General features: G+C 65.9%; 8 protein-coding genes and 6 pseudogenes. 8 read left to right on the top strand and 6 right to left on the bottom strand.

Annotated features, from left to right (window positions below):
• Positions 1-190: 190 nt before the first annotated feature.
• Together AC27LF_RS17150 and AC27LF_RS17145 are read left to right on the top strand one after the other, a co-directional pair.
• A complete protein-coding gene (locus AC27LF_RS17150; protein WP_479659924.1) occupies positions 191-3,781 on the top strand; it encodes a phage tail protein in 3,591 nt (1,196 codons plus the stop codon).
• 3 nt (positions 3,782-3,784) lie between these two features.
• A complete protein-coding gene (locus AC27LF_RS17145) occupies positions 3,785-4,426 on the top strand; it encodes a hypothetical protein (RefSeq protein WP_479659925.1) in 642 nt (213 codons plus the stop codon).
• Positions 4,427-4,774: 348 nt separating this feature from the next.
• On the opposite strand, the pseudogene AC27LF_RS17140 reads toward AC27LF_RS17145, so the two are convergent.
• Positions 4,775-4,930, bottom strand: a pseudogene (locus AC27LF_RS17140) (IS630 family transposase); the annotation flags it as partial.
• A gap of 245 nt (positions 4,931-5,175) precedes the next feature.
• Here AC27LF_RS17140 and AC27LF_RS17135 point away from each other — a divergent pair.
• Both AC27LF_RS17135 and AC27LF_RS17130 read left to right on the top strand, forming a co-directional pair.
• A complete protein-coding gene (locus AC27LF_RS17135; protein WP_479659936.1) occupies positions 5,176-5,358 on the top strand; it encodes a hypothetical protein in 183 nt (60 codons plus the stop codon).
• Positions 5,343-5,579: a transposase gene (locus AC27LF_RS17130; RefSeq protein WP_479659933.1), complete on the top strand. Its 237-nt coding sequence runs from the start codon at positions 5,343-5,345 to the stop codon at positions 5,577-5,579. Before AC27LF_RS17135 ends, AC27LF_RS17130 begins: the two co-directional genes overlap by 16 nt.
• Here the strand turns inward: AC27LF_RS17130 and AC27LF_RS17125 are convergent.
• Positions 5,546-5,890, bottom strand: a pseudogene (locus tag AC27LF_RS17125) (ATP-binding cassette domain-containing protein); the annotation flags it as partial. The gene AC27LF_RS17130 and the pseudogene AC27LF_RS17125 sit on opposite strands and share 34 nt — an antisense overlap.
• A 343-nt stretch (positions 5,891-6,233) precedes the next feature.
• Here AC27LF_RS17125 and AC27LF_RS17120 point away from each other — a divergent pair.
• The 4 genes and pseudogenes from AC27LF_RS17120 (at position 6,234) to AC27LF_RS17105 (ending at position 18,472) form a co-directional block, all read left to right on the top strand.
• Positions 6,234-6,665 carry a hypothetical protein gene (locus tag AC27LF_RS17120; RefSeq protein ID WP_479662972.1) on the top strand — a complete coding sequence of 144 codons (432 nt, stop codon included), beginning with the start codon at positions 6,234-6,236 and terminating at the stop codon, positions 6,663-6,665.
• 270 nt (positions 6,666-6,935) lie between these two features.
• Positions 6,936-11,137: pseudogene (locus tag AC27LF_RS17115) on the top strand (LamG domain-containing protein).
• Between the two features lie 118 nt (positions 11,138-11,255).
• Positions 11,256-18,187 (top strand): annotated as a pseudogene (locus AC27LF_RS17110) (polymorphic toxin-type HINT domain-containing protein).
• Positions 18,188-18,232: 45 nt separating this feature from the next.
• Positions 18,233-18,472, top strand: a complete 240-nt coding sequence (locus AC27LF_RS17105) for a hypothetical protein (RefSeq protein ID WP_479659928.1) — start codon at positions 18,233-18,235, stop codon at positions 18,470-18,472.
• Positions 18,473-18,520: 48 nt separating this feature from the next.
• Here AC27LF_RS17105 and AC27LF_RS17100 read toward each other — a convergent pair.
• The 4 genes and pseudogenes from AC27LF_RS17100 to AC27LF_RS17085 all read right to left on the bottom strand — a co-directional run.
• Positions 18,521-19,045, bottom strand: a pseudogene (locus AC27LF_RS17100) (tyrosine-type recombinase/integrase); the annotation flags it as partial.
• Positions 19,046-19,315: 270 nt separating this feature from the next.
• Complete coding sequence (locus AC27LF_RS17095) at positions 19,316-19,807, bottom strand: LexA family protein (RefSeq protein WP_479659929.1); 492 nt, start codon at positions 19,805-19,807, stop codon at positions 19,316-19,318.
• 35 nt (positions 19,808-19,842) lie between these two features.
• The gene (locus AC27LF_RS17090) at positions 19,843-20,844 is read right to left on the bottom strand and encodes an acyl-CoA dehydrogenase family protein (RefSeq protein ID WP_479659930.1); all 1,002 of its coding nucleotides are present in this window, start codon (positions 20,842-20,844) and stop codon (positions 19,843-19,845) included.
• A gap of 20 nt (positions 20,845-20,864) precedes the next feature.
• A pseudogene (locus AC27LF_RS17085) lies at positions 20,865-21,184 on the bottom strand (hypothetical protein); the annotation flags it as partial.

Raw genomic sequence — 21,184 nt, 5'->3', positions numbered from 1 at the left:
CGCAGTACAGACGTCCTTGCCCCAAGGGGCAGCGGATCCGCCTCCCTAAGGGGCAGCGATCTCTGCCCTCGGCACTACCCCGACTCCCTGGGGGACCACCCCACTGGACCCCGCACTCTGGCAGACATGTTGCGCACGCGCCGCGCGCCAGGGCCCATCGTCGTCGTCATCCGGCCGACCGGGTGATGCGGTGAAGGCTGCGTCGCACAAGCCTGCCGAGCCCACCGCGTCCGCCAAGTCCCCGAACCCGGCGCCGCAACGGACACCGGCGACCGCACCCGAGCAGGCGCAGGCCCCGGCGCGGCCCCCGGGCGCCGGGGGCCTGACCCTCCAGAGCCTGCGACGCCTCCAGGGCACCGCGGGCAACGCGGCGGTCGCCCACCTGGTGGCCCAGCGCTACGCGGCACCGGTGAAGCCGCCACCGTCGCAGGCGCCGGGCATGCGCAAGGTGAACGCCGACATCGCCGCGAAGAAGCAGAAGCTGGCCCGGCACAGGACCGCGACCGCCGAGTCCCGTTCGGCGCAGGGCGCGGCGAAGGCCCCGCCCGACGACAGACAGGCACAGGGCAAGGCGGCCAACGCGGAGAAGATGAACGCGGCCCAGCCGGGGGAGTTCGACAAGGCGGCGTTCATCGCGGCGGTGAACGAGGCGATCGACCAACAGGCGCCGAAGAACCTGGACGAGGCCGACAAGTTCGCCGACTCGGGCAAGGCGGACGAGATCAAGGGCGCGGTCGACGGCAAGGTCACCGAAGGCAAGGAGTCCTCGGCCAAGGACATCGAGACCACGACCACGGCACCGCCGGACACCTCACAGGCGAAGGAGAAGCACGTCACGCCCATGACGCCGGACCAGCCGCCGGCCAACCCGGGCGCGCCGAACGCCGCCGACGCCGTGCCGCGGCAACAGCCGCCCGAGGTCACGGACTTCTCCGAGGGCCCGCGGCAGACCGAGAAGCAGATGGCGGACGCCGATGTCACCGAGGACCAGCTGGCCAAGAGCAACGAGCCGCAGTTCACCGAAGCGCTGGGGGAGAAGAAGAAGGCCGAACAGCACTCGGCGACGGCCCCGGCGCAGGCCCGCACCGCCGAGAAGCAGCAGTTGGCGACGGCGAAGGCGGGCGCAGCGGCGGCCGGCGCGACGGCCATGGCGGCGCTGACCGCCAAGCGCGGCGCGGCGGGCAAGGAGGTGGACGGCGGCAAGGGCGTCACGAAGTCGAAGGACGAACAGAAGCGGGAGGAGGTGACGGCCAAGCTCCAGAAGGTCTTCGACGCGACGCAGAGGGACGTCAAGGAGATCCTGGACGGTCTGGACGGCAAGGTCGACAGACAGTTCGAGGAGGGCGAGAAGAAGGCACGGGACGCCTTCAACACGGACCAGAAGCGCCGGATGAAGGAGTACAAGGACAAGCGCTACGGCGGCTTCTGGGGCCCGGCCAAGTGGGCCAAGGACAAGATCGCGGGTATGCCGGATGAGGCGAACCAGCTCTTCCAGGAGTCCCGCAAGCTGTACGTGGGCCTGATGCAGGGAGTCATCTCGTCCATCGCCGACATGATCGGCAAGGAGCTGGGCAGGGCCAAGGCCCGCATCTCCCAGGGCCGCGCGGACCTGAAGGCGGAGGTCGACAGACTCCCCGCGGACCTGAGGCAGTTCGGCCAGGAGGCGGCGCAGGACTTCGCCGCCAAGTTCGACGACCTCGAATCGGAGGTCAACGACACGTCGCAGGAACTGGTCCAGAGCCTGGCGCAGAAGTACACGCAGGCGCTGAACGCGGTGGACGAGGAGATCAAGAAGCTCCAGGAGGCGAACAAGGGCCTGGTCCAGAAGGCGGTTGACGCGGTGGTGGGCGTCATCCAGACCATCAAGGAACTCAAGGACCTCCTGATGGGCGTCCTGGCCAAGGCCGCGAGCGCGATCACGAAAATCATCAAGGACCCGATCGGCTTCCTGGGCAACCTGGTCCGTTCGGTGGGCGCGGGGCTCCAGCAGTTCATGTCGAACATCGCCACGCACCTCCAATCGGGCCTGGTGTCATGGTTGTTGGGCACGTCGGTGAAGGCGGGCATAGAGATCCCGGCGAAGTTCGACCTCAAGGGGATCATCCAGCTCATCGCCTCCCTGCTGGGCCTGACCTGGGCGAACATCAGGGCCCGCATCACCCGCAAGGGCGTCCCCGACCAGGCGATGACCAAGGTCGAGCAGTCGGTGCCGGTGGCGAAGGCGCTGGCGACGGAGGGGCCGGCCGGGGCGACGAAGGAGATCCAGGCCGAGGTGGGCGACCTGAAGTCCACGATCCTGGAAGAACTGAAGTCCTACTTGATCCCGACGGTCATCGTCGCGGGCATCACCTGGATTCTGTCGCTGCTGAACCCCGCGTCGGCCTTCGTCCGCGCCGTCAAGGGCATCATCGACATCGTCACGTTCATCGTGACGCAGGGCGCCCAGATCGTGGAGTTCGTGAACGCGGTCCTGGACGCGGTGATCGCCATCGCGGGCGGTGGCTCGGCGGGCGTCCCGAAGATGGTCGAGACGGCCCTCGCGGCAAGCATCCCCCTCCTCATCGGCCTGCTGGCCTCACTCCTCGGCATCGGAAACCTGGCCAACAAGATCAGACAAACCTTCCAGAAGGTCTCCCGCCCGGTCAACCGAGCCATCGACAAGCTCGCCGCCAAGATCGCTCAAATCGGCAAGAAGCTCTGGAACAAGATCAGGCCCGGAAGGTCTGGAAGATTGGGAAGGGGCGCAGATGACCGAAATGGTCGCCGGTCGGGCCAGAAGGACCCACAGGGCCGTCCGGAAGACCGTCCGGAGAAAGAGACGCGGCGCAGTGCCGACGTGAAAAGGGAAGCCAGAGAACTCCTCGCCGCCCCCACGTCAAAGCCCTTGCCCAGCCATCGGGCACTTGATCGGGTCATCGCAAGTGTCCTCGCGCGCCTGCGGCCCAAGGGTCTCAAAGCCCTTGAGGTGAGTTCATCTGGTCAGGACCCTGCCAACTTTTCGGTCACGGCCAAGGCGAGCCCGCCGACTCCCGTCGCGGCGGGTGTCATCGAGCGAACAAGTGCAGATTATAAGGAGATCCTGCGCAAGGCGATTCCTACGGCGTCTTCCATCGTTCCTTTCCTGAAGAAGATGGCAACGGGCGGGCATGAGCTTGTCGAACATGACGGGGAGAAGGTGAAAGTTGACATGGACTTGTTCGAGAAGGCCTGGAACAAGAGGCCCTTCAAGGGTGCGCGTGGATTTGTGAAGAAGAGATTCCGGGATGCCATGCCGGGGCATCATGAGTGGATTCCGAGCGATTACATCCTTGTCGTGCTCGACAGGGCTCAGAACGCAGATGACATAGCGACAGGGGAAAAGTGGATCGATTTTCATCACGAAATGCGCAGCGATACCTCTCACCTTGTCTTTCATAACGCCTCTCAAGCCCCTCCAAGAGCGGTGGAGGACTCGCTCGACGGTGCGCCCAGAAAGAAGTTCACGGTGCCTACGGGGCACGTAGGTGCCGTCTATTACAAAGGGGATCAGCAGACGAAGTACGAGTCTGCCTTCCATAAGGCTGTGCGGGGTGTTTTCGATGGCGCAGAACAGATATCGGGGGTGGCTGCGAACCTGAAAGGAGTGGCCGTGCAGTGGATATGGGACGGGAAGCGGAGCTACCCGCACGACGTACATCCGGAGTGCGTCGACAAGAACGGTCAACAAGTCACCGGTGATCGACAGGAAGGGAATTACGAGGCAGTCATCAATAAGATCGACCTACTTGCCAATGGGGACTGAGCAGTGCGTGACGACACTCATTTCGAAGAACCAGCAGAAGGCTCGTTCAGTGATGCGCTGAGGTGGATCAACTCATCCTCCCTGGGCGATGAGGAGAAGGAGGGGCTTCGCGGGTTCGTGGAGAATTTTCGGTCACTTCGCTTTGTCAGGGAATCGAGTCACCAACTCGACGATTATGCGCGGCGGGATCATGTTCGGATTCCGGAGTGGTTCCGCCGGGTGCGTGAGACTCTCTCTTTCGTTCAGGTAGGGCGCGTGGCATTCCCGCCGGTCCTCGTCAGGTTCAGTGGGTTTGATTTCGACTGCAATGCGGCAGATTCAAGCATGCTTTCGTGGTATCAAATCAAAGTCGGCGTAATGGGTGAGGACGACCGGGATCTCTTTGTCGATCGTGCGGGCATGTATCCTATCGCAACATGGTTCGGCACGAACCAGTCATCCCTTGCCATCAACCTACGAGACCCTGAAGACCGACGCATCCACGAGTTCTCGGGTGAGGACTACTGGGATAATTTCTTCAATGGAGAGTCGCTGGAAGGGTCGAGCGAGCCCGCGTTCTCGTCCTATGCTCGAATGCTGTGGCATATTGCTGCCCTGAAATTTCCGGACGGCTCCGAGATGCAGGCAGCGCGAGGCGCCGCGTAATGCCCTGAGTCATCGGTGCACACAAGCGTTCTCTGAGGGGGTTGACCCTGGAGCACAGTTGCGAGTTGAGAGCGGTGGTTGGTTGGGCGGCAGCGCTGCATGGTGAGGCGGTGGGGAGTGTGATGCCGGGAGTGCGGGTGCGATCCGAGGTGCTGAACAACTGTGCTCACTGGGGCCGAAGCGTCGGCTCGTCGGGACTTGGTCGACAGAGGCATGGCCTCTACGCGGGGCTCCGGCATTGGGGATAGCTCGCGGCTCCAGTGGGGCCATGTGCGATGGTTCGCGCAGGCTCGATCCCTCGACGGGGGCCGGGGCTAGTGCTCTGACCGCACGGGTTCGCCGGGTCGTTCAGGCTGCGGTGGCGAGGGGGCGTCCGCCCCAGCGGCTGCCCTTTTCGCTGCGGATGCGGGCGCGTTCCTTGCGTTCGGCGGCCAGGACGTCGCGATGGCGGGCGTTGGCGTTGCGTCAGCGCAGGTAGGCGTGTAGGGCCCGGGCCTGGTCGGTCAGTCTGCGCACACGGACAGGCTCGGCCACCACGCCTCCAGCGGTCGGCTCGGACGTCACCGCACATCCAACCGTCATGACCGCCAACCCGGCGAACCTATGCGGTCAGAGCACTAGGGAGCGGGGAAGTCGTCGTCTGGCAGGCGATCCCCGGTCGTCTACCTGAACCGGGTGACCCGGAGTGGAAAGCCAGACGCCGGCTGCTGCGCAACCGCGAAGACCTCACCGCCGAGCAGTTCGCGACGATGTGGAACCCGCTGCTGGACGAGGGTCAGATCGGGCAGACGCTGCTGACCACGTGGATCGCGAAGGAGAGCCTGCGCAACCTCCTCGCCCTGGCCCGCACCGGCCGGACCGCCACCAAGTCGGCCACGCCCGATGGAATTTCCTCACCTGGTGCGCAGACTCCGGCATCCCCGAAGTCGTGACGCCGGCCACGACCGTCGACCGCTGGTGGCCCGAGATCGCCGCGTTCCTCGACACCGGCCACAACAACGCCAAGAGCGAAGGCATCAACCGCGTGATCAAGCTCGTCGCCCGCCACGCCTTCGGCTCCGCAACACAGAGCACCAACGCCTACGCACGCTGCGTCACCACCCGCAGAGCCCGCGGACACCTCCGCACCGATTCAACTTTGAAGCCCCGGTAAAGCCTGCCGACCGTGCGCAGGTTCTCCTGGGCGGTGAGATCCTCGTCCACGGCGGCGTACTGACCCGACAGCCCGATCTTGCGGCGCAGCTTCACCATGTCCTTCAGCACGTCGAGGCCGGCCACCGTGGCCCGCCCGGAGTCCGGGCGCAGCAGCGTGGACAGCACGCGCACTGTCGTGGTTTTGCCGGAGCCGCTGGGATCCGGCAGGCCCATCACCGACCCCTCGCGGACCGCCAGGTCCAGGCCGTCCAGTGCGCGCGTGGAGCCGAACCGCCCTGTCAGGCCTTCGGCGAGGATCGCATGTGTCATTGCTCCCGCATCACCCGAGGAAAAGCGCGTTTCCACAGGTGAGCGATCTGTGATCGCTTCTGGGCCCACACCGTACGGGGGGTCGAGGCCAGCTTCCGTCCGCCATCGCCCGCCGCGGTGCGATCGGTTCCGGTACGGCCGTCGTGGTGCCCCGAAAGCGTCGGAGCGATCGTTGGACACCCGGTGGAGATCCGGGTGGAGCCGCGCCGGCGTGACGGCGGTCCAGGGGAACTTGAGCCGTGTTCTGAGGACGGGCTTCGATGCTTTCCGGGCACCCGGCTCCGGGCCACGAGACGGGGCTGGCCGCATCAGACGGCAGGGCGTGAACGAGTGGGTACCCGCCATGGGGAGAGGACGAGGACCGACCGGCGCACGGTCCGGCGGAGCGGCGACGAGACGCCACGGGACGCGAGGCGTCCGATCGGCGGATGCGGCACGGCGCAGCCGCCGCCCGGCCCGGGCCGCGGCCGCCGCGGTCCTGGGCATCGCCCTGGCGCTGCCGGTGCCGGCCGCGGTGCACGCGGTCGCGCTGACGGGTACGGAAAAGGGCAGGCCCGCACCGGTCGGGCTGTGGCCCGGCACGGTGACCTTCTCCCCGACGGAGATCGAGGCCACGATGTCGTTCGCGGTGGACGGCACCATGTGTTTGAGCCAGCCGCCCGGCCCGGAGGGCGGGGCAGCTGGCTCGGGGCCGGTGGTGGCGCACCGGGCCGGCGACGTTCTCCCGCAAGATCTCCTGCTCCGTCTCCAGCTCTCGTACGGCAACAGGTACTGAGCGAGCTCAGTGTCTCCGGACGTTCTGCGCGGGCCATGAGTGATGTATGTCACTTGGCGGGTCATGGTCGCGGACTTTGCTGCGCATCACGCCGATTGTCCACTTGTGGTGGTCTAGACCGTCTCATGGGCCTTGTTTTACTCTCCGGACTGCGATCTGTAAGGGATCGTTCACGGAGAGGCAGGGTCTGGGGAGACTCTGTGGGGAGGGTGTGTCATGCCTGTGGGCAGACGGTTGGGTGCCGCGGGGGTGGTGTTGTCGGCCGTGGTGATGTTGAGCGTCCTCGCGCCGACGAGCGGGGTCGGGGTAGCTCAAGGTAACGCGCTTGCAGGTGCGGCGGCGGATGCCGTGACCGGCGACCAGCCTGTGGCCACCGAGGGTGAGGCCATCGCACAGGCCCGGCGCACGGGCAAGCCTGTAGAGATCGCTTCTCTGCGCGGGGAGAGCAGTGAGGTCTTCGCGACCCCGAAGGGCAGCTTGGAGGCGCGAGAGCACTTACGTCCGGTGCGGGCGCGTGTGGACGGTGAGTGGAGGGACATCGACACTGACCTGTCCAGGTCGGGTGACGGCATGGTGGCGCCGAAGGCCACCGCGGTGGGCCTGGAGTTCTCCGGGGGCGGTGACGTTCCGATGGTGCGGATGACGAAGGCCGGACGGGAGCTGGCGCTTTCGTGGCCGGGGGCGCTTCCCTCTCCGCAGCTTGAGGGTGACACGGCGACGTATGTGGATGTGCTGCCGGGGGTCGACCTGAGGCTGGGGGCGCAGGAGGACGGGTTCACGCAGTTGCTGGTGGTGAAGTCGGCCGAGGCGGCTGCCAGTACGAAACTGGCTGAGCTGCGGCTGGAGTTGGATGCTGCGGGCGTGGACGTAAGGGAGACCGGCGGCGGTGGGCTGGAGGCTGTGGACCGGGGAGCCGACGGCGCGGTGTTTGAGGCCCCGCAGCCGCTCATGTGGGACTCCAGCCCGGGCACATCGACGCAAGAGGCCGCGAAGGCGCAGCCGTCGGCGGCAGTGATGGAGAGTTCAGATGGTGGTGAGCCGGGCGCGGGGGAATCGGGGAAGCTGGCGCCGGTCCATGTGGAGGTCGAGGCCGGCCAGGACGAGATGGTGCTGAAGCCGGACACGCAGGTCCTGCGGGGTGAGGACACGGTGTATCCGGTGTTCATCGACCCGCAGTGGTACTCGCCCAAGGCGACGGCGTGGACCATGGCGTCGAAGTACTGGGCGTCCTCGCCGCAGTGGAAGTTCAACGGCGACTCGGATGCGGGTATGGGCTACTGCGGTTGGGCCTACTGCAAGCCGTACGACACGAAGCGGCTTTTCTACCAGATTCCGGTGTCGAGGTTCGCGGGAAAGTCGGTGCTGTCGGCGGAGTTCGTGGTGCGCAACACGTCGTCGGCGTCCTGCAATGAGCGGAGTGTGCAGTTGTGGCGGACGAAGGGGATCTCGTCGTCGACGACGTGGAATTCGCAGAATGCTCCGGGGTTTTGGATCGACCATCTGACGACGGCCTCGTTCGCGTACGGCTATGACGGGTGTGCGGCCAAGGATGCCGAATTCAAGGTGAAGTCGGCGGTGCAGCAGGCTGCAGACAAGAAATGGTCGACGATGACGTTCGGCAGGCCGGCGATGAGTTGGACGCGTACGGCTGGAGGCGTTTCTCGGACGACGCGTTTCTGCGGGTGGAGTACAACCGGCCGCCGTCGCAGATCAAAATGTCGCAGCTGACGATGGAGTACGGCGGAACCTGCAAGAAGCCGTCGGAGGCGGCGCGCGTGCGCACCCTGGGCAAAGTCTACGCCAACGAGGTCACCGACCCCGATGGCGACAGAGTCGCAGTGCAGTTCCAAGCCAAATGGGATTCGGGTGACGGAAAGGGGATGATCGCCCGGTGGAAACCCGCCTTGACCTCGTCCAAGCCGTCTGGTTCCACCTTCGCTGTCAGCTTGCCGTCTTCGGTGCCGGAGAACAAACAGGTCCGCTGGTACGCCCGCAGCTACGACGGCGCCCAGTACTCACCGTGGTCATGGTCGGGTGATCTGACGGCCTGCTACTTCGTCTACGACACCAATGTGCCCAAGGCTCCTGCGGTTTCGTCCGGGGACTACCCGCCCTCTGATACGGAGAACCCGGACGACCCGTGGTACGACGGGGTAGGAAAATATGGCAGCTTCACCCTCAAGGGCGCTAACAGCGATGTGACCAGGTACTGGTACGGCCTCAACGGCGACCCCACTTCGAAGAACGCGGTCTCCACCTCCGGGGGCGCGGCGAAGCTCGCGAAAGTGCTGCCGACCAACCCTGGCCTGAACTTCGTGACGGCCCAGGCGTTCGACCAGGCCGGCAACGGCAGTGAGATCCACACCTACAAGTTCCGCGTCAAGGCCGGGCAGCCCGAGCGGGTCATGTGGCAGATGGACGACGCGTCCGGCGCGGGGGCGGCGGCCGGATCGGCGCCCGAGCGCACGGCCCAACTGCGAGGTGGTGCTGTGCCGGGGGCCGCGGGTGCCAAGGGCACGGCGGTGTCCTTCGACGGCCAGGACGACTACGCGGTCACTGACATCCCGACCGTAGACACCTCGACAGGGTTCTCCGTCTCCGCGTGGGCGAAGCTGGCCCAGATGCCTGATCACGCCGCGATCATCGCGGCGCAGCCGGGCAACCACGCCCCCGGGTTCGAGCTGTACTACTCCAAGACGTACGACCGTTGGGCGTTCAACCAGTACAAGGCCGACGAACCGGGGGCCGGTATCGCCCGTGCGATGCAGGCATCGGCAGGCGGAGCGCAGGCGGGGCAGTGGACGCATCTGGTGGGTACCTTCAGCGCCAGCAGTGATGAGCTGAAGCTGTATGTGAACGGCCAGCTGGCGGGGACCGCGGCGTATGACTCGCCGTGGGACGCGCGGCGGGGGCTGCAGATCGGTGCGGGCTCCTACGACGGGCAGCCCGGCTCGTTCTTCCCCGGTGCGATCGACGAGCTGCAGATCTTCGACAAGCCGATCTCCGCCGCCGAGGTCACCCGTCTGTACGGCAAGGAGCCGATCACCACGGGCCGTCCCGCGCGGGCAGTGTTCACGATGGACGATCCGGCCGACGCCACCCAGCTGACCGGCCGGGCTCAGGTCCCCAACGCGGCCATCAAGGGGGGCGCCACCTTCGGGCAGCCGGGTATCGCGGGCAAGGCACTGACGCTGGACGGCATCGACGACTACGCCTCCGCCGGGCGGCCTGTGCTGAACAACCAGGCCAGCTTCGCCGTATCCGCCTGGGCCAAGCTGCCGAAGACCAAGCCGGACCATGCGGCCATCATCGCAACGCAGACGGGCACCTACCGGCCGGGCCTGGAACTGTACTACTCCAAGGCATACGACCGTTGGGCGGTCAACCAGTACTCGGCCGATTCCTCCGAGGCCACCCCGATCCGGGCCATGCAGGCCGACGGCCAGACCGCGTACGGCGACACCTGGACGCACTTGGTCGGTGTGCACGACACGGTTGCCAACAAGCTGATCCTGTACGTCAACGGGGTCAAGGCAGGGGAGACGGATCTGCAGGCCAACTGGTACGCGGGCGGTGCGGTGCAGATCGGTGCCGGCTCCTACGACGGACAACTGGCCTCGTTCTTCCCCGGCCAGATCGACGACGTCCGCTTCTTCGACCGCCCGGTTTCTGCCGCCGAGGTCCAGCAGATGTTCCGCCAGCGGCCGCTGGTCAAGGGACGCTGGACGTTCGCGACGGCCTCGGGTTCACCGCTGGTCACACCGGACGCGTCCGCGTCGGGCAACGCCATGACACTCAACGGCGGCGCGCAGGTGGGCCCTGGCTGGGTCGATGGCGGCGTGACCGTCGACGGGGTCGATGACTACGGTGTGACCTCCACCGCTCCGCTGGACACCAGCGCCAGCTTCACCGTGGCCGCGTGGGCACAGGCCGCCGCCGTCCCAGCGCACGAGGTGACGCTGCTCAGCGCACCAGGTACGACGCAGAACGCGTTCGCGGTGCGCTACGAGCCCAGTGCCACCCCAGACACCGATCCCGGACGGTGGCGCATCGCGATGCCCGACGAAGACACGGTTACGCCCGCGGTTGTTCAGGTCGGCAACGGGCAGTTCTTCAGCCCCACTGACTGGACCCACCTGGCTGTGGTCTACGACGGATTTGCCAAGCATCTGTCGCTGTATGTCAACGGTGAGCTGGAAACGGTCGCATGCGTGGACGCGGACGGTGACGGAGAGCCGGACGACACCTCCTGTGCAGACAGGTTCTCCTGGGCGGACGACGTGCTGTCGTTCAAGTCGTCGCAGCCATGGCAACTGGGCCGGGCCAAGACCGGAACCAGCACATGGGGCGAGTACTGGCCGGGTGCCGTGTCCGATGTGTGGGCCTTCCAGGGCGCGCTGACGGGCGCCCAGATCGCACTGCTGGCCACCGGCCAGCCCGGCATGGACACCGACGTACCCGGCGCCGACTGACGTGCATCCGTTGCGGGCGCGGTTTCAGCGCCCGCAAAGATTCCCCGCTTGACATTCAGCTTCCGCCGCTGTGTGTGCGGTGAGCACACAGGCCTTGCAGCGAAGGACGAACAACAGGATGAACGCCAGATCGAGCAAGCGGTTCGGAGCACTGCGGAGACGCGTCGCGCTGGTCTCGGCCGTCGTCATGGTCGGCACGCTCCTGCAGGCAGTGACACAGCCGGCCGTTGCGGCGGACGACGGCAGGGGCCGCCCTGACCTGCCGGCATCAGAGAAACCTGTCCCCGGGGCGACCGGCAAGGTCAAGCCGCGCACACTGATGAAGGCACCGCGCACCCCACAAGTGGCCCCTGACGCGGCCTGGCCGAAGACAGCGACCGCGAAGGTCGAACTGCCCCCAGCCGGCGCGAAGTACTCCACGGCATCTGTGCGTGCCAAGGGGCTGCCGTTGACGCTCGACACTCGGCTGAAGGCTGGCAAGAAGCCTGCCCGTGGGCCTGTGGAGGCACGTGTACTGAGCCGCGAGGCTGCCGAGAGGGCAGGCGTGGACGGGCTGCTGTTCACCCTGCGCCCTGAGAGCACGCGCGACACGTCGCAGTCCGGTCGTGTGCGGGCCACGGTCGACTATTCGGGATTCGCCGACGCTTATGGCGGTGACTACGCGTCCCGGCTGACGCTGGTCCAGTTGCCCGCCTGCGTGCTTACGGCACCGGACAAGAAGGGGTGCCGCACCAGCGAGCCGGTCGCGACGGTCAACGACACCGAGAAGCAGACACTGACCGCGCAGGACGTGCTCCTCAGCGCCGGTTCGACGACCGTGCTCGCTGCTGTTGCGGGAACGGCGAGTGAGAACGGAGATTACAAGGCGACGTCGCTGGCACCGTCGTCGACATGGAGCACCACCTCAACACCGGTGACTTCTCCTGGTCGTACAACATGCCGGTGCCCGAGGTGCCGGGTGGTCTGACCCCCAGCGTCGGACTGTCCTACTCCTCGGGCTCGATCGACGGGCGGACCGGCAACACCAACAACCAGGCATCCTGGGTCGGCGACGGTTTCGACCTATGGCCCGGCTACATCGAGCGTCGCTACAAGCCCTGTTCCGACGACGACGTGAAGAACGCCGACGGCCACATCCCGGGCGATGTGTGCTGGGCCTACGACAACGCGTTCATCACCTTCAACGGCAAGGGCGGCGAACTCGTCCCGAACGGCACCGACTCCTTCAGGCTCAAGGACGACGACGGAACCAAGATCGACCGTCTTACCTCCAGCGCCCGGGGCAACGGCGATGACAACGGCGAGTACTGGCGGTTGACCACACCCGACGGCACCCACTACTACTTCGGCTTCAACCGCCTGCCCGGATGGACGGACGGCAAGGAGACCACAGACTCCACCTGGACAGTTCCCGTTTTCGGCGATGACACGGCGGAGCCCTGCCACGCTTCGGCGTTCGCCGATTCCTGGTGCCGGCAGGCCTGGAGATGGAACCTCGACTACGTGGTCGACACACACGGCAATGCCATCGCCTACTACTACAACAAGGAGACCAACTCCTACGGCCGCAACCTTGAAGCCGCCGACAACACCCCCTACGAACGAGGCGGCACCCTCGCCCGCATCGAGTACGGCCTGAAGTCCTCCTCCATGTACGGGACGAAGGCACTGGCCAAAGTCGCCTTCAACAACAACGAGCGCTGCCTTCCCGACTCCTCGACCACCTGCTCCGACATCAAAGCAGACGGGTTCTACTGGTACGACACACCCTGGGACCTGAACTGCGACAGAACAGAGGACTGTGACCGGGGCCGCGTCTTCCCTGTGTTCTTCACTCGCAAGCGGCTGACTGAGGTAACCACCCAGGTCTACGACGGCAGCGTGTACAAGAACGTCGACTCGTGGAAGCTGACCCACCGCTGGGGCATGGCCGACACCGACTACCAACTCCTGCTCGACTCCGTACAGCGGACCGGGCACACCGCTACCCCGGCGATCACCCTGCCGAAGACAACCTTCGCCTACACCCAACTCGCCAACCGCCTCGACAAGACCGGCGACGGTTACGCCCCCTTCATCAAGGATCGCCTGTCCTCGGTCGCGGACGAGTCCGGCGGTCAGATCGACGTCGACTACTCGGCCCCGGCCTGTGACTGGGGCTCCCTGCCGACTCCCGAGACGAACACCACCCGCTGCTTCCCCCAGTACATCGGAGGCAGCGTCACCGACGACCCGGAACGGCAGTGGTTCAACAAGTACGTGGTCGCCTCGGTGACGGCCACCGACCGCACCGGCGGCGCCCCCGACCAAGTCACCGCATACGACTACATGGGCGGTGCAGCCTGGCACTACGACGATGACGACGGGTTGACGAAGGAGAAGTTCAAAACCTGGTCGCAGTGGCGCGGCTACGGCCGGGTTCGTGTGCAGACCGGCGGCCAGGGCGGTGCGTCGGAGATGAAGACACAATCGGACACATACTTCCTGCGCGGCATGGACGGGGACCGCAAGGACACCTCGGGCGGCACCAAGTCCGTGACTGTCTCCCTGAGCGAGGGCGATCCGATCGCCGACCATGAGTCGGTGGCCGGCTTCGCCTACAAGACCGTCAGCTACTCCGGCCCCGGCGGCAAGGTGCTGGCCAAGACCGTCAACCGGCCCTGGCACCATGAAACGGCGAAGAAGGTCCGCGACTGGGGCACGGTCACCGCCAACCTCAGCGGCACCTCCCTCACTCAGTCCTTCACCTCGCTCGACGACGGTGCTGGCGCCAAGTGGCGCACGACTTCCCGTGCCAACACCTACGACACGGTGGCCGGGCGGATCACACGGGTCGATGACTTCGGCGATGACAGCACCGCCACGGACGACAGATGCACACGCACCACGTACGCCACCAACACCACCGACAACATCCTGACGCTACCCTCCCGCGTGGAAACGGTCGCCAAGGCCTGTGACAAGACGGTCAGCCGCCCCGACGACGTGATCTCCGACGTCCGCACCGCCTACGACGGGGGCACCTACACCGCGGTGCCTGCAAAGGGAGACGCGACCGCGAACGCGGTACTGAAGAAGTACGACGGCACCACCGCCGTCTACCTCGAATCCGGGGCGGGCTACGACTCCTACGGCCGGCCGACGACCACCACCGACCTCACCGCTGACGTGACCGTCTCGGCCGCAGGAGCGATCACGCGCACCGTGCGCACAGACGGACGCACGACCACGACCGAGCGGACTCCGACCGCAGGGTTCGCCACCAGCGTGAAGGTAACCACGCCCCCGGTGAAGGCCGGCGACACGGCTACGGCGCAGACCTCGACCACCACTCACGACATTCTGCGCGGCCAGGCGCTGACCCAGACCGACACCAACGGCAAGGTCACCAACTTCGCCTACGATGCCCTGGGCCGCTCGGCCAAGGTGTGGCTTGCTGACCGCCTCACCGGTCAGACACCCACGTACGAGTTCACCTACACGGTCAGCGACGGCAAGCCAGTCGCAGTCGGCACCAAGACCCTCGGCAACAACGGCGTCCAGCGCACTTCCTACACCCTCTACGACGGATTCCTGCGTCCACGTCAGACCCAGGATCCCGGTCCCGACGGCGGACGTCTGCTCACCGACACCTTCTACGACGAACGTGGCCTGGCCGCCAAGGAATTCGCGACCTACTACACCAACGGCGCCCCGGCCGCAGACCTGTTCAAACCGGCCGACGCGCTCGCGGTGGAGACGCAGCACCGCTACAGCTACGACGGCCTCGGCCGCCAGACCGAGGCAAAGCAAATCGCCGGCAACGGTGACGGCGGCACAGTCCTGTCCACCATCCGGACGATCTACGGTGGTGACCGCGTCACCGTCATTCCGCCCATCGGCGGCACCGCCACCACCACACTGATCGATGCCCGAGGGCAGACGACCGAACTGCGTCAGCACCATGCGCGCGCAGCAGAGGCCGCCTACGACACCACGAGCTACGCCTACACGCCCCGCGGCGAGCTGAAGAAGCTGACCGACGCGGCGGGCAACGACTGGACCTACACCTACGACCTGCTCGGTCGGCAGACAAAGGCCACCGACCCGGACAAGGGCACCACCACCAGCACCTACGACGATCGCGGTCAGCTGACCACGACCACGGACGCACGCGAAACCACGCTCGCCTACACATACGACGGCCTCGGCCGTCAGACGGAACTGCGACAGGACGCGGCCACCGGCCCCTTGCGCGCCTCGTGGACCTACGACACCATCAGCGGCGCCAAAGGCCAACTCGCCGAAACAACGCGGTACGAAGGCGCCAACGCCTACACCACCAAAGTCGTCGCCTACGACCGCCTCTACCGCCCCACGCGCACGTCCGTGACCATTCCGGCGTCCGAAGGCGCCCTCCAGGGCACCTACATATCGACCACCGCATACAACGTCTCCGGCACGGTCCAGGGCGTCGGCTATCCCAAGGCGGGATCCCTCGCGGCAGCGACCGTGGCCTACACCTACGAGGACGACACCCTGCGCCCGATCGCCGTCACCGGCAGCCAGGGCGTGAAGGCCACAACGAACTACAGCCTGACGGGCAAACCACTCCAGTACGAACTGTCCAACAGCGCTGGCAAGAGGACCTGGGTCAGCGACACCTACGAGTGGGGCACGCAACGCCTGGCCACCTCCCGTGTGGACCGCGAAGAGATCGCCGGCGTCGACCAGAGCAACACGTACCACTACGACGAGGCGGGCAACGTCCTGTCCGTCTCCGACGTCTCCCGCTCCGGCGCCGACACCCAGTGCTTCGCATACGACTACCTCGCCCGCCTGACCGAAGCCTGGAGCCAGAGCACCAGCACCTGCGCCACCACACCCAGCGGCAGCACGCTCGGCGGCCCGGCCCCCTACTGGTCGTCCTACACGTACGACCTCGTGGGCAACCGGAAAACGGAAACCCTCCACGACACCACCGGCGACACGGCCAAAGACACCAAACGCACCTACGCCTACCCCGACCCGGGAACCACACGGCCCCACGCACTGAGCTCCGTAACCACGACGGGCCCAACAGGCACCGCCCTGGACACCTTCGCCTACGACGACACGGGAAACACCACCACCCGCACCCTGGGCGGCACGGCACAAACCCTCACCTGGGATGCCGAAGGCCACCTCGCCCGGGTCACCGAGCCCGTCGAAGGCGGCACCGCCAAGGCCACCGAGTACGTCTACGACACCGACGGCAAACGTCTCATCGGACGCACCCCCACCGAGATCACCCTCTACCTCGGCGCCACCGAAATCACCCTGCCCAAGGGTTCCACCACGGCGAAGGCCACCCGCTACTTCGACCTCGGCGGAGGACACCAGGCCGTCCAGAGCGACAACGGATCGGTTTCCTTCACCCTCGCCGACCATCAGGGCACAGCCCAGCTCGCCGTCGATGCCGCCACACAGAAGCTCACCCAGCGGCGCACCTTGCCGTTCGGCGGCACCCGCGGCCCCGAACCGGCCACCTGGCCCGGAACCAAGGGCTTCGTCGGCGGCACGGACGACACCAAGGCCACCGGGCTGACCCACCTGGGCGCACGCGAATACGACTCCAGCCTCGGCCGCTTCCTCAGCGTCGACCCGCTCCTCGACACCAGCGACCCACAATCCCTCACCGGCTACGGCTACGCCGGGAACAGCCCCGTCACCAGCAACGACGCCACCGGCCTGTTCTGCGACGGATGCAGCGCGAACAACCCTGATACCGCGTGGACCCCGGACAACGGCCCCGGCTGCACGACGAGCGCCTGTTACGACCACAGCGGCAAGGTCCTGTACTCCACCGCCGGCAAACCCAAGTCCACGGTGACCAACAAGAGCTCGAAAACCCCGTCAGGTGACGAGCAACTCGTACTCGCCGGTGTCGCCGTTCCGACCGAGGAACAACTCAGGGCACGCGGCTACGCCGGATACAAAAGTACCACCTACGATTCCATGGTCATGCGCTGGTCCGAGGGCATGTGCATGATGGACCCGGGCTCGGAATTCTGCAAAGCAGCCAACGCCCTCGGCTGGATACGCCCCTCCTCGGACCTCCTCCTCGAACTCACCGGCATCCCTGACGCCGTCCGCTGCGCAAAGGGAAGCGCCCGCGGCTGCCTTTGGACGGCCGCCGGATTCCTTCCACTCGGAAAGATCGGAAAGGCCGCCAAGCTCCTCAGGGGAGGCGAGGAAGCAGCCTCCGTCGCCGCACGTCTCGGCGCCATGTGCTTCAAACACAGCTTCGTCCCCGGCACCGACGTACTACTCGCCGACGGCACAACCAAACCCATCGAGGAGATCCAGGTCGGTGACAAGATCGTCGCCACCGACCCGACGACCGGCAAGACCACCACGCGCGAAGTCGCCGCCACCATCATCACCGAAGACGACAAGGACTTCGTCGACCTCACCATCACCCAGGCCCACGACACCAGCACGAACCCGGGCGCATCGCTCATCGCGACAACGACCCACCCCTTCTGGTCACCCTCGCAACACGCCTGGGTCAACGCCGGCGACCTGAAGCCGGGCATGACCCTACGCACTGACAAGGGCGCCACTGCGAGGGTCGCAGAAACTCGCCACTTCACCGAGCGACAGACCACCCACGACCTCACCATCAACGGCACCCACACGTACTATGTGCTGGCGGGGGAGACGCCGGTACTCGTTCACAACAGCGGGCCCGGGTGCGGAACGAATTGGATGTCGTCCGACAAGCTTCCGCATCATTACATGCGGACGAGCGACCAGGGAGTTATGCATGCCGAGGACTTCGGCGTGAAGGGCCCATACAATAAGGCGAATGGCCAGGCGTTCATTCGTGCCATTGAGCAGTTCGTGAAGAACCCGGGAACGCGCCAAATCCAAGGAAGTTATAGGGGTCAGGCCGCCATCCACTACGTAGACGACACGGGGCTTCACGCGTCATTCGCCGCGAACGGTCCGAATGTCGGAGAATACCTCGGCGGGTGGCGATCCAGTGGGGATCAGCTGACCTACCTGCTGCGGGATGGGAAGCTGTAATGGTGAGCCGTCGGCATGAGAGCTGCGAGCTGAAGAGAGATCTCCGTGAAGATTGAGTTGACAGACGATCAGGCGCTCGTCCTGTCCGACTGGATGAACCGCGTTATGCATCGAGAAGATTTCTCGACGCTCGTCGACGATCGAGCTGTCTGGTCTGCTCTGTTCAGGATCAGCGGAACGCTGGAAACGCAATTGTCGTCGATCTTTGATTCCGCGTACTCCGAGCGGTTGGACGCGGCCCGCCAACGGCTAATTGGTGAGCTTGGAGAGTTTGGCGAGCGATGAATTGACACACATGCCGTCATGGCCTGGTAGAAGGCCATGACGGCAACGTCAGCGGACGGCTGACGGGGGCGGTGGCTCGTGAGGGCCACCGCCCTCTTCGGTGAGTGCGGCAGTGAGCCGGTCGATTGCTTGGCGTTGGAGGCGGAGCCGGACGTGGGCGTAGACGCCGGCGGTGACGCCGATGTGGGCGTGACCGAGCAGTTCCTTGATCACGACGAGGTCGACGCCTTGTTCCAGGAGGAGGATGGCGGTCGAGTGTCGGAGGTCGTGGAAGCGGATCGTCCGGAGCCCTGCGCTGTGAAGGAGGCGGCGGGTGAGGTTGGTGGGGTCGAGCGGCCTGCCCTTCGGGGTGGTGAAGACGAGCCGGTTGCCCATCCAGCCCGTCCCGGCCGTCTGACGCTCTTCCTGCTGCCTTTCCTGGTGGATCTTGAGGGAACTGAGGCATTCGGTAGGGAGGGCGATGCGCCGCTCGGAGGCCAGGGTCTTGGTGTTCAGGACGGTCAGACCCTGGCTGCGGGTCCGCTGGAGGGAGCGGCGGATGGTGGCGGTGCCGCCGTCGAGGTCAAGGTCGTCGTCATCGACGGCATCGAGGACGGCGACGACCACCTGCGGTTGCTCCTCAGCGTTAGGGTCCCAAGGGCCCCATTCGACGATCGTGACTTCGGGCGGCGGGCGTAGGTTGCTGGAGACCCCGGCCTGCGATACGGGATCCTGGGCGTGCAGCGCCACCGTGATGCGTTCTGGATGCGCCTGTAACACGGCTTTTCTTTCCTTGTGGGTAACCCCCGCCGGGTGATGCGAGAATTGATCAAACAGGCTCAGCACATGGGGCGGGCCCTTGCGTCATCGGTGAACTGGCGGTCCATTTCGTCGCCGAATTTCCGGTCTTTGGCGAGGCCTGAATCGGGCGCCACGCGCCACGGGTAGGGGCCAAGAACAGTGAGAACGTCCCGCGATGGTCCCACTGATCCTGGCGGGGTTGAGTTTGACCTGAAGCAGCATTTCTGTCTCAGGCTCGGCGCTGTTGTCGGGGATCAGCAGGCTGCACACAGGGGCCGTGTAGGCAGTCGGGTCCGGGGCTTCGGAGTCGGTTACGACGTTGTAGGTGCGGGGGATTCTTGGGTCGCGCTTGAGCAGGCCCATCTTCTCCAGGCTTCTGATGTGGTGCGCCACGCTGGATGTGCTTTCCAGTTGGGCGGCTTCGTCAATCTCGCGTAGTGATGGCGGGTATCCGTTCTTCTTGGTCGATGCTGCGATGAAGGCAAGGATGTTTCTCTTGCGTGCCGTCAGCGCCGGATATGCCAGCGAGGCTTTTTCGCTGTCAGGATGGGGCATGGGATGTTCTTTCCATGGGTGGGTCGGGGGAGGGGTCAGCGATGGCGTCGGGCAGCGTGTTGTGCGGACCACTCGGTGCGGGTCGGGCCGAGCACTGCTTCGGCAAGGCGCTTGAGCTGGAGGTCGTCGGGGCCGGCTGGGGCGTGGATGAGGTCGATGTCGCGCCGTAGTTGTTCGCAGGGGTTGCCGATGCGTCCGGCGTGGCCGCCGTGGAGTTGCTTGGCGTCCTCTGCGGAGGCGACGCCGGCGCGGTGATTGGTGAGCTTGCTGTTGAACAGCCAGACGTCGCATGGCTGGCCCGCATCGAGCAGGTATGCGGCGTGGTAGGCGGCGAGTTCGGCGGTCATCAGGCGGTGCTGTATCTCGGCGATGCGGTGGCGGACGGTGTCCAGGTCGCTGAGGAGTCCTTGGTAGCGCGGCCGGGCGGATACCCACTGTGCGGTGATGTCGAGGATGTGCTGGTGGGCGCCCAGGGCGACGGCTGCCAGGTTGAGGCGTCCGTAGACGACAGAGGACAGCAGCGCGACGGCCAGGCCGTCGCCGATCTCACCGATGACGTGGGTCTCGGGGACGTGGACCCGTCTCAGGCGTAGGCCGTCGACGGAGAAGCCGCGCAGCCCGTTGAGGGGTCTGTGGACGACTTCGAGGCCGGGTGTGTCCTTCTCTACGAGGAAGGCGGTGAGGCTCTTGGGGTGAAGGGGTTTGCCGGTGCGGGCGATGACGCAGTGGACGTCACCGAGATCGGCGTTGCCCACGAGGTCCTTCTCACCGGAGAGAATGTAATCCTTGCCCTTGCGGCGGGCGGTCGTCTCCATCGCCAGGACGTGGCTGCCGGTGGTGGGTTCCGTGGTGGCGATGGTGGGCCAGATACGACCTGCGGCGATCTCGGGCAGCCAGTTGCGGCGCATCTGCGTACTGCCGTACTCGGCGATGGGGGCGGCACCGAGGATGGATGCCTGGAGGATCGCGCCGGCCGCGGCATTGACCCGGGAGATCGCCGCGAGTATGGCGGTTTTGGCGACGTGTCCCTCGTCCATGCCGTCCCACTCGGATCCGATCAGGACGCCGAGCCATCCGTCTTGCTGAGTATGCGCCGGACGTTGTGGTCGGTATGCGGGCCGCGGCTCTCCAGTTGCGGAGTGAGCGAAGCGAGGTGCTTCTCGGCGGTGTTCTGCGCCTGGAGCTGGAGACGCAGGTGGTCGTCGGTGAAATAGGGGTGGGAGAGAGGTGCTCGGCATGGGCACTTCCCTTTCTGGGACTGGTGGCGGGTGAGCGCCTGACGCTGACTTGGGATGATGGGCGTGGAGCAGGCCGCCACGAGAATCTGGGATTCGTGGGTGAGGGGGCTTTGGTCGGATGAGCCGCCGTGTCCCGGAC

It is taken from the genome of Streptomyces diversicolor (assembly GCF_057537855.1).
The sequence above is the reverse complement of the archived record's forward strand: the minus strand, read 5'-3'. Positions and strand labels throughout refer to the sequence as shown.

Excerpts from the sequence above, each read along its gene's own strand:
- AC27LF_RS17135 (WP_479659936.1), top strand. The coding sequence starts at position 5,176 with ATGTGGAACCCGCTGCTGGACGAGGGTCAGATCGGGCAGACGCTGCTG.
- AC27LF_RS17120 (WP_479662972.1), top strand. The coding sequence starts at position 6,234 with ATGGGGAGAGGACGAGGACCGACCGGCGCACGGTCCGGCGGAGCGGCG.
- AC27LF_RS17095 (WP_479659929.1), bottom strand. The coding sequence starts at position 19,807 with ATGCCCCATCCTGACAGCGAAAAAGCCTCGCTGGCATATCCGGCGCTG.
- AC27LF_RS17090 (WP_479659930.1), bottom strand. The coding sequence starts at position 20,844 with ATGGACGAGGGACACGTCGCCAAAACCGCCATACTCGCGGCGATCTCC.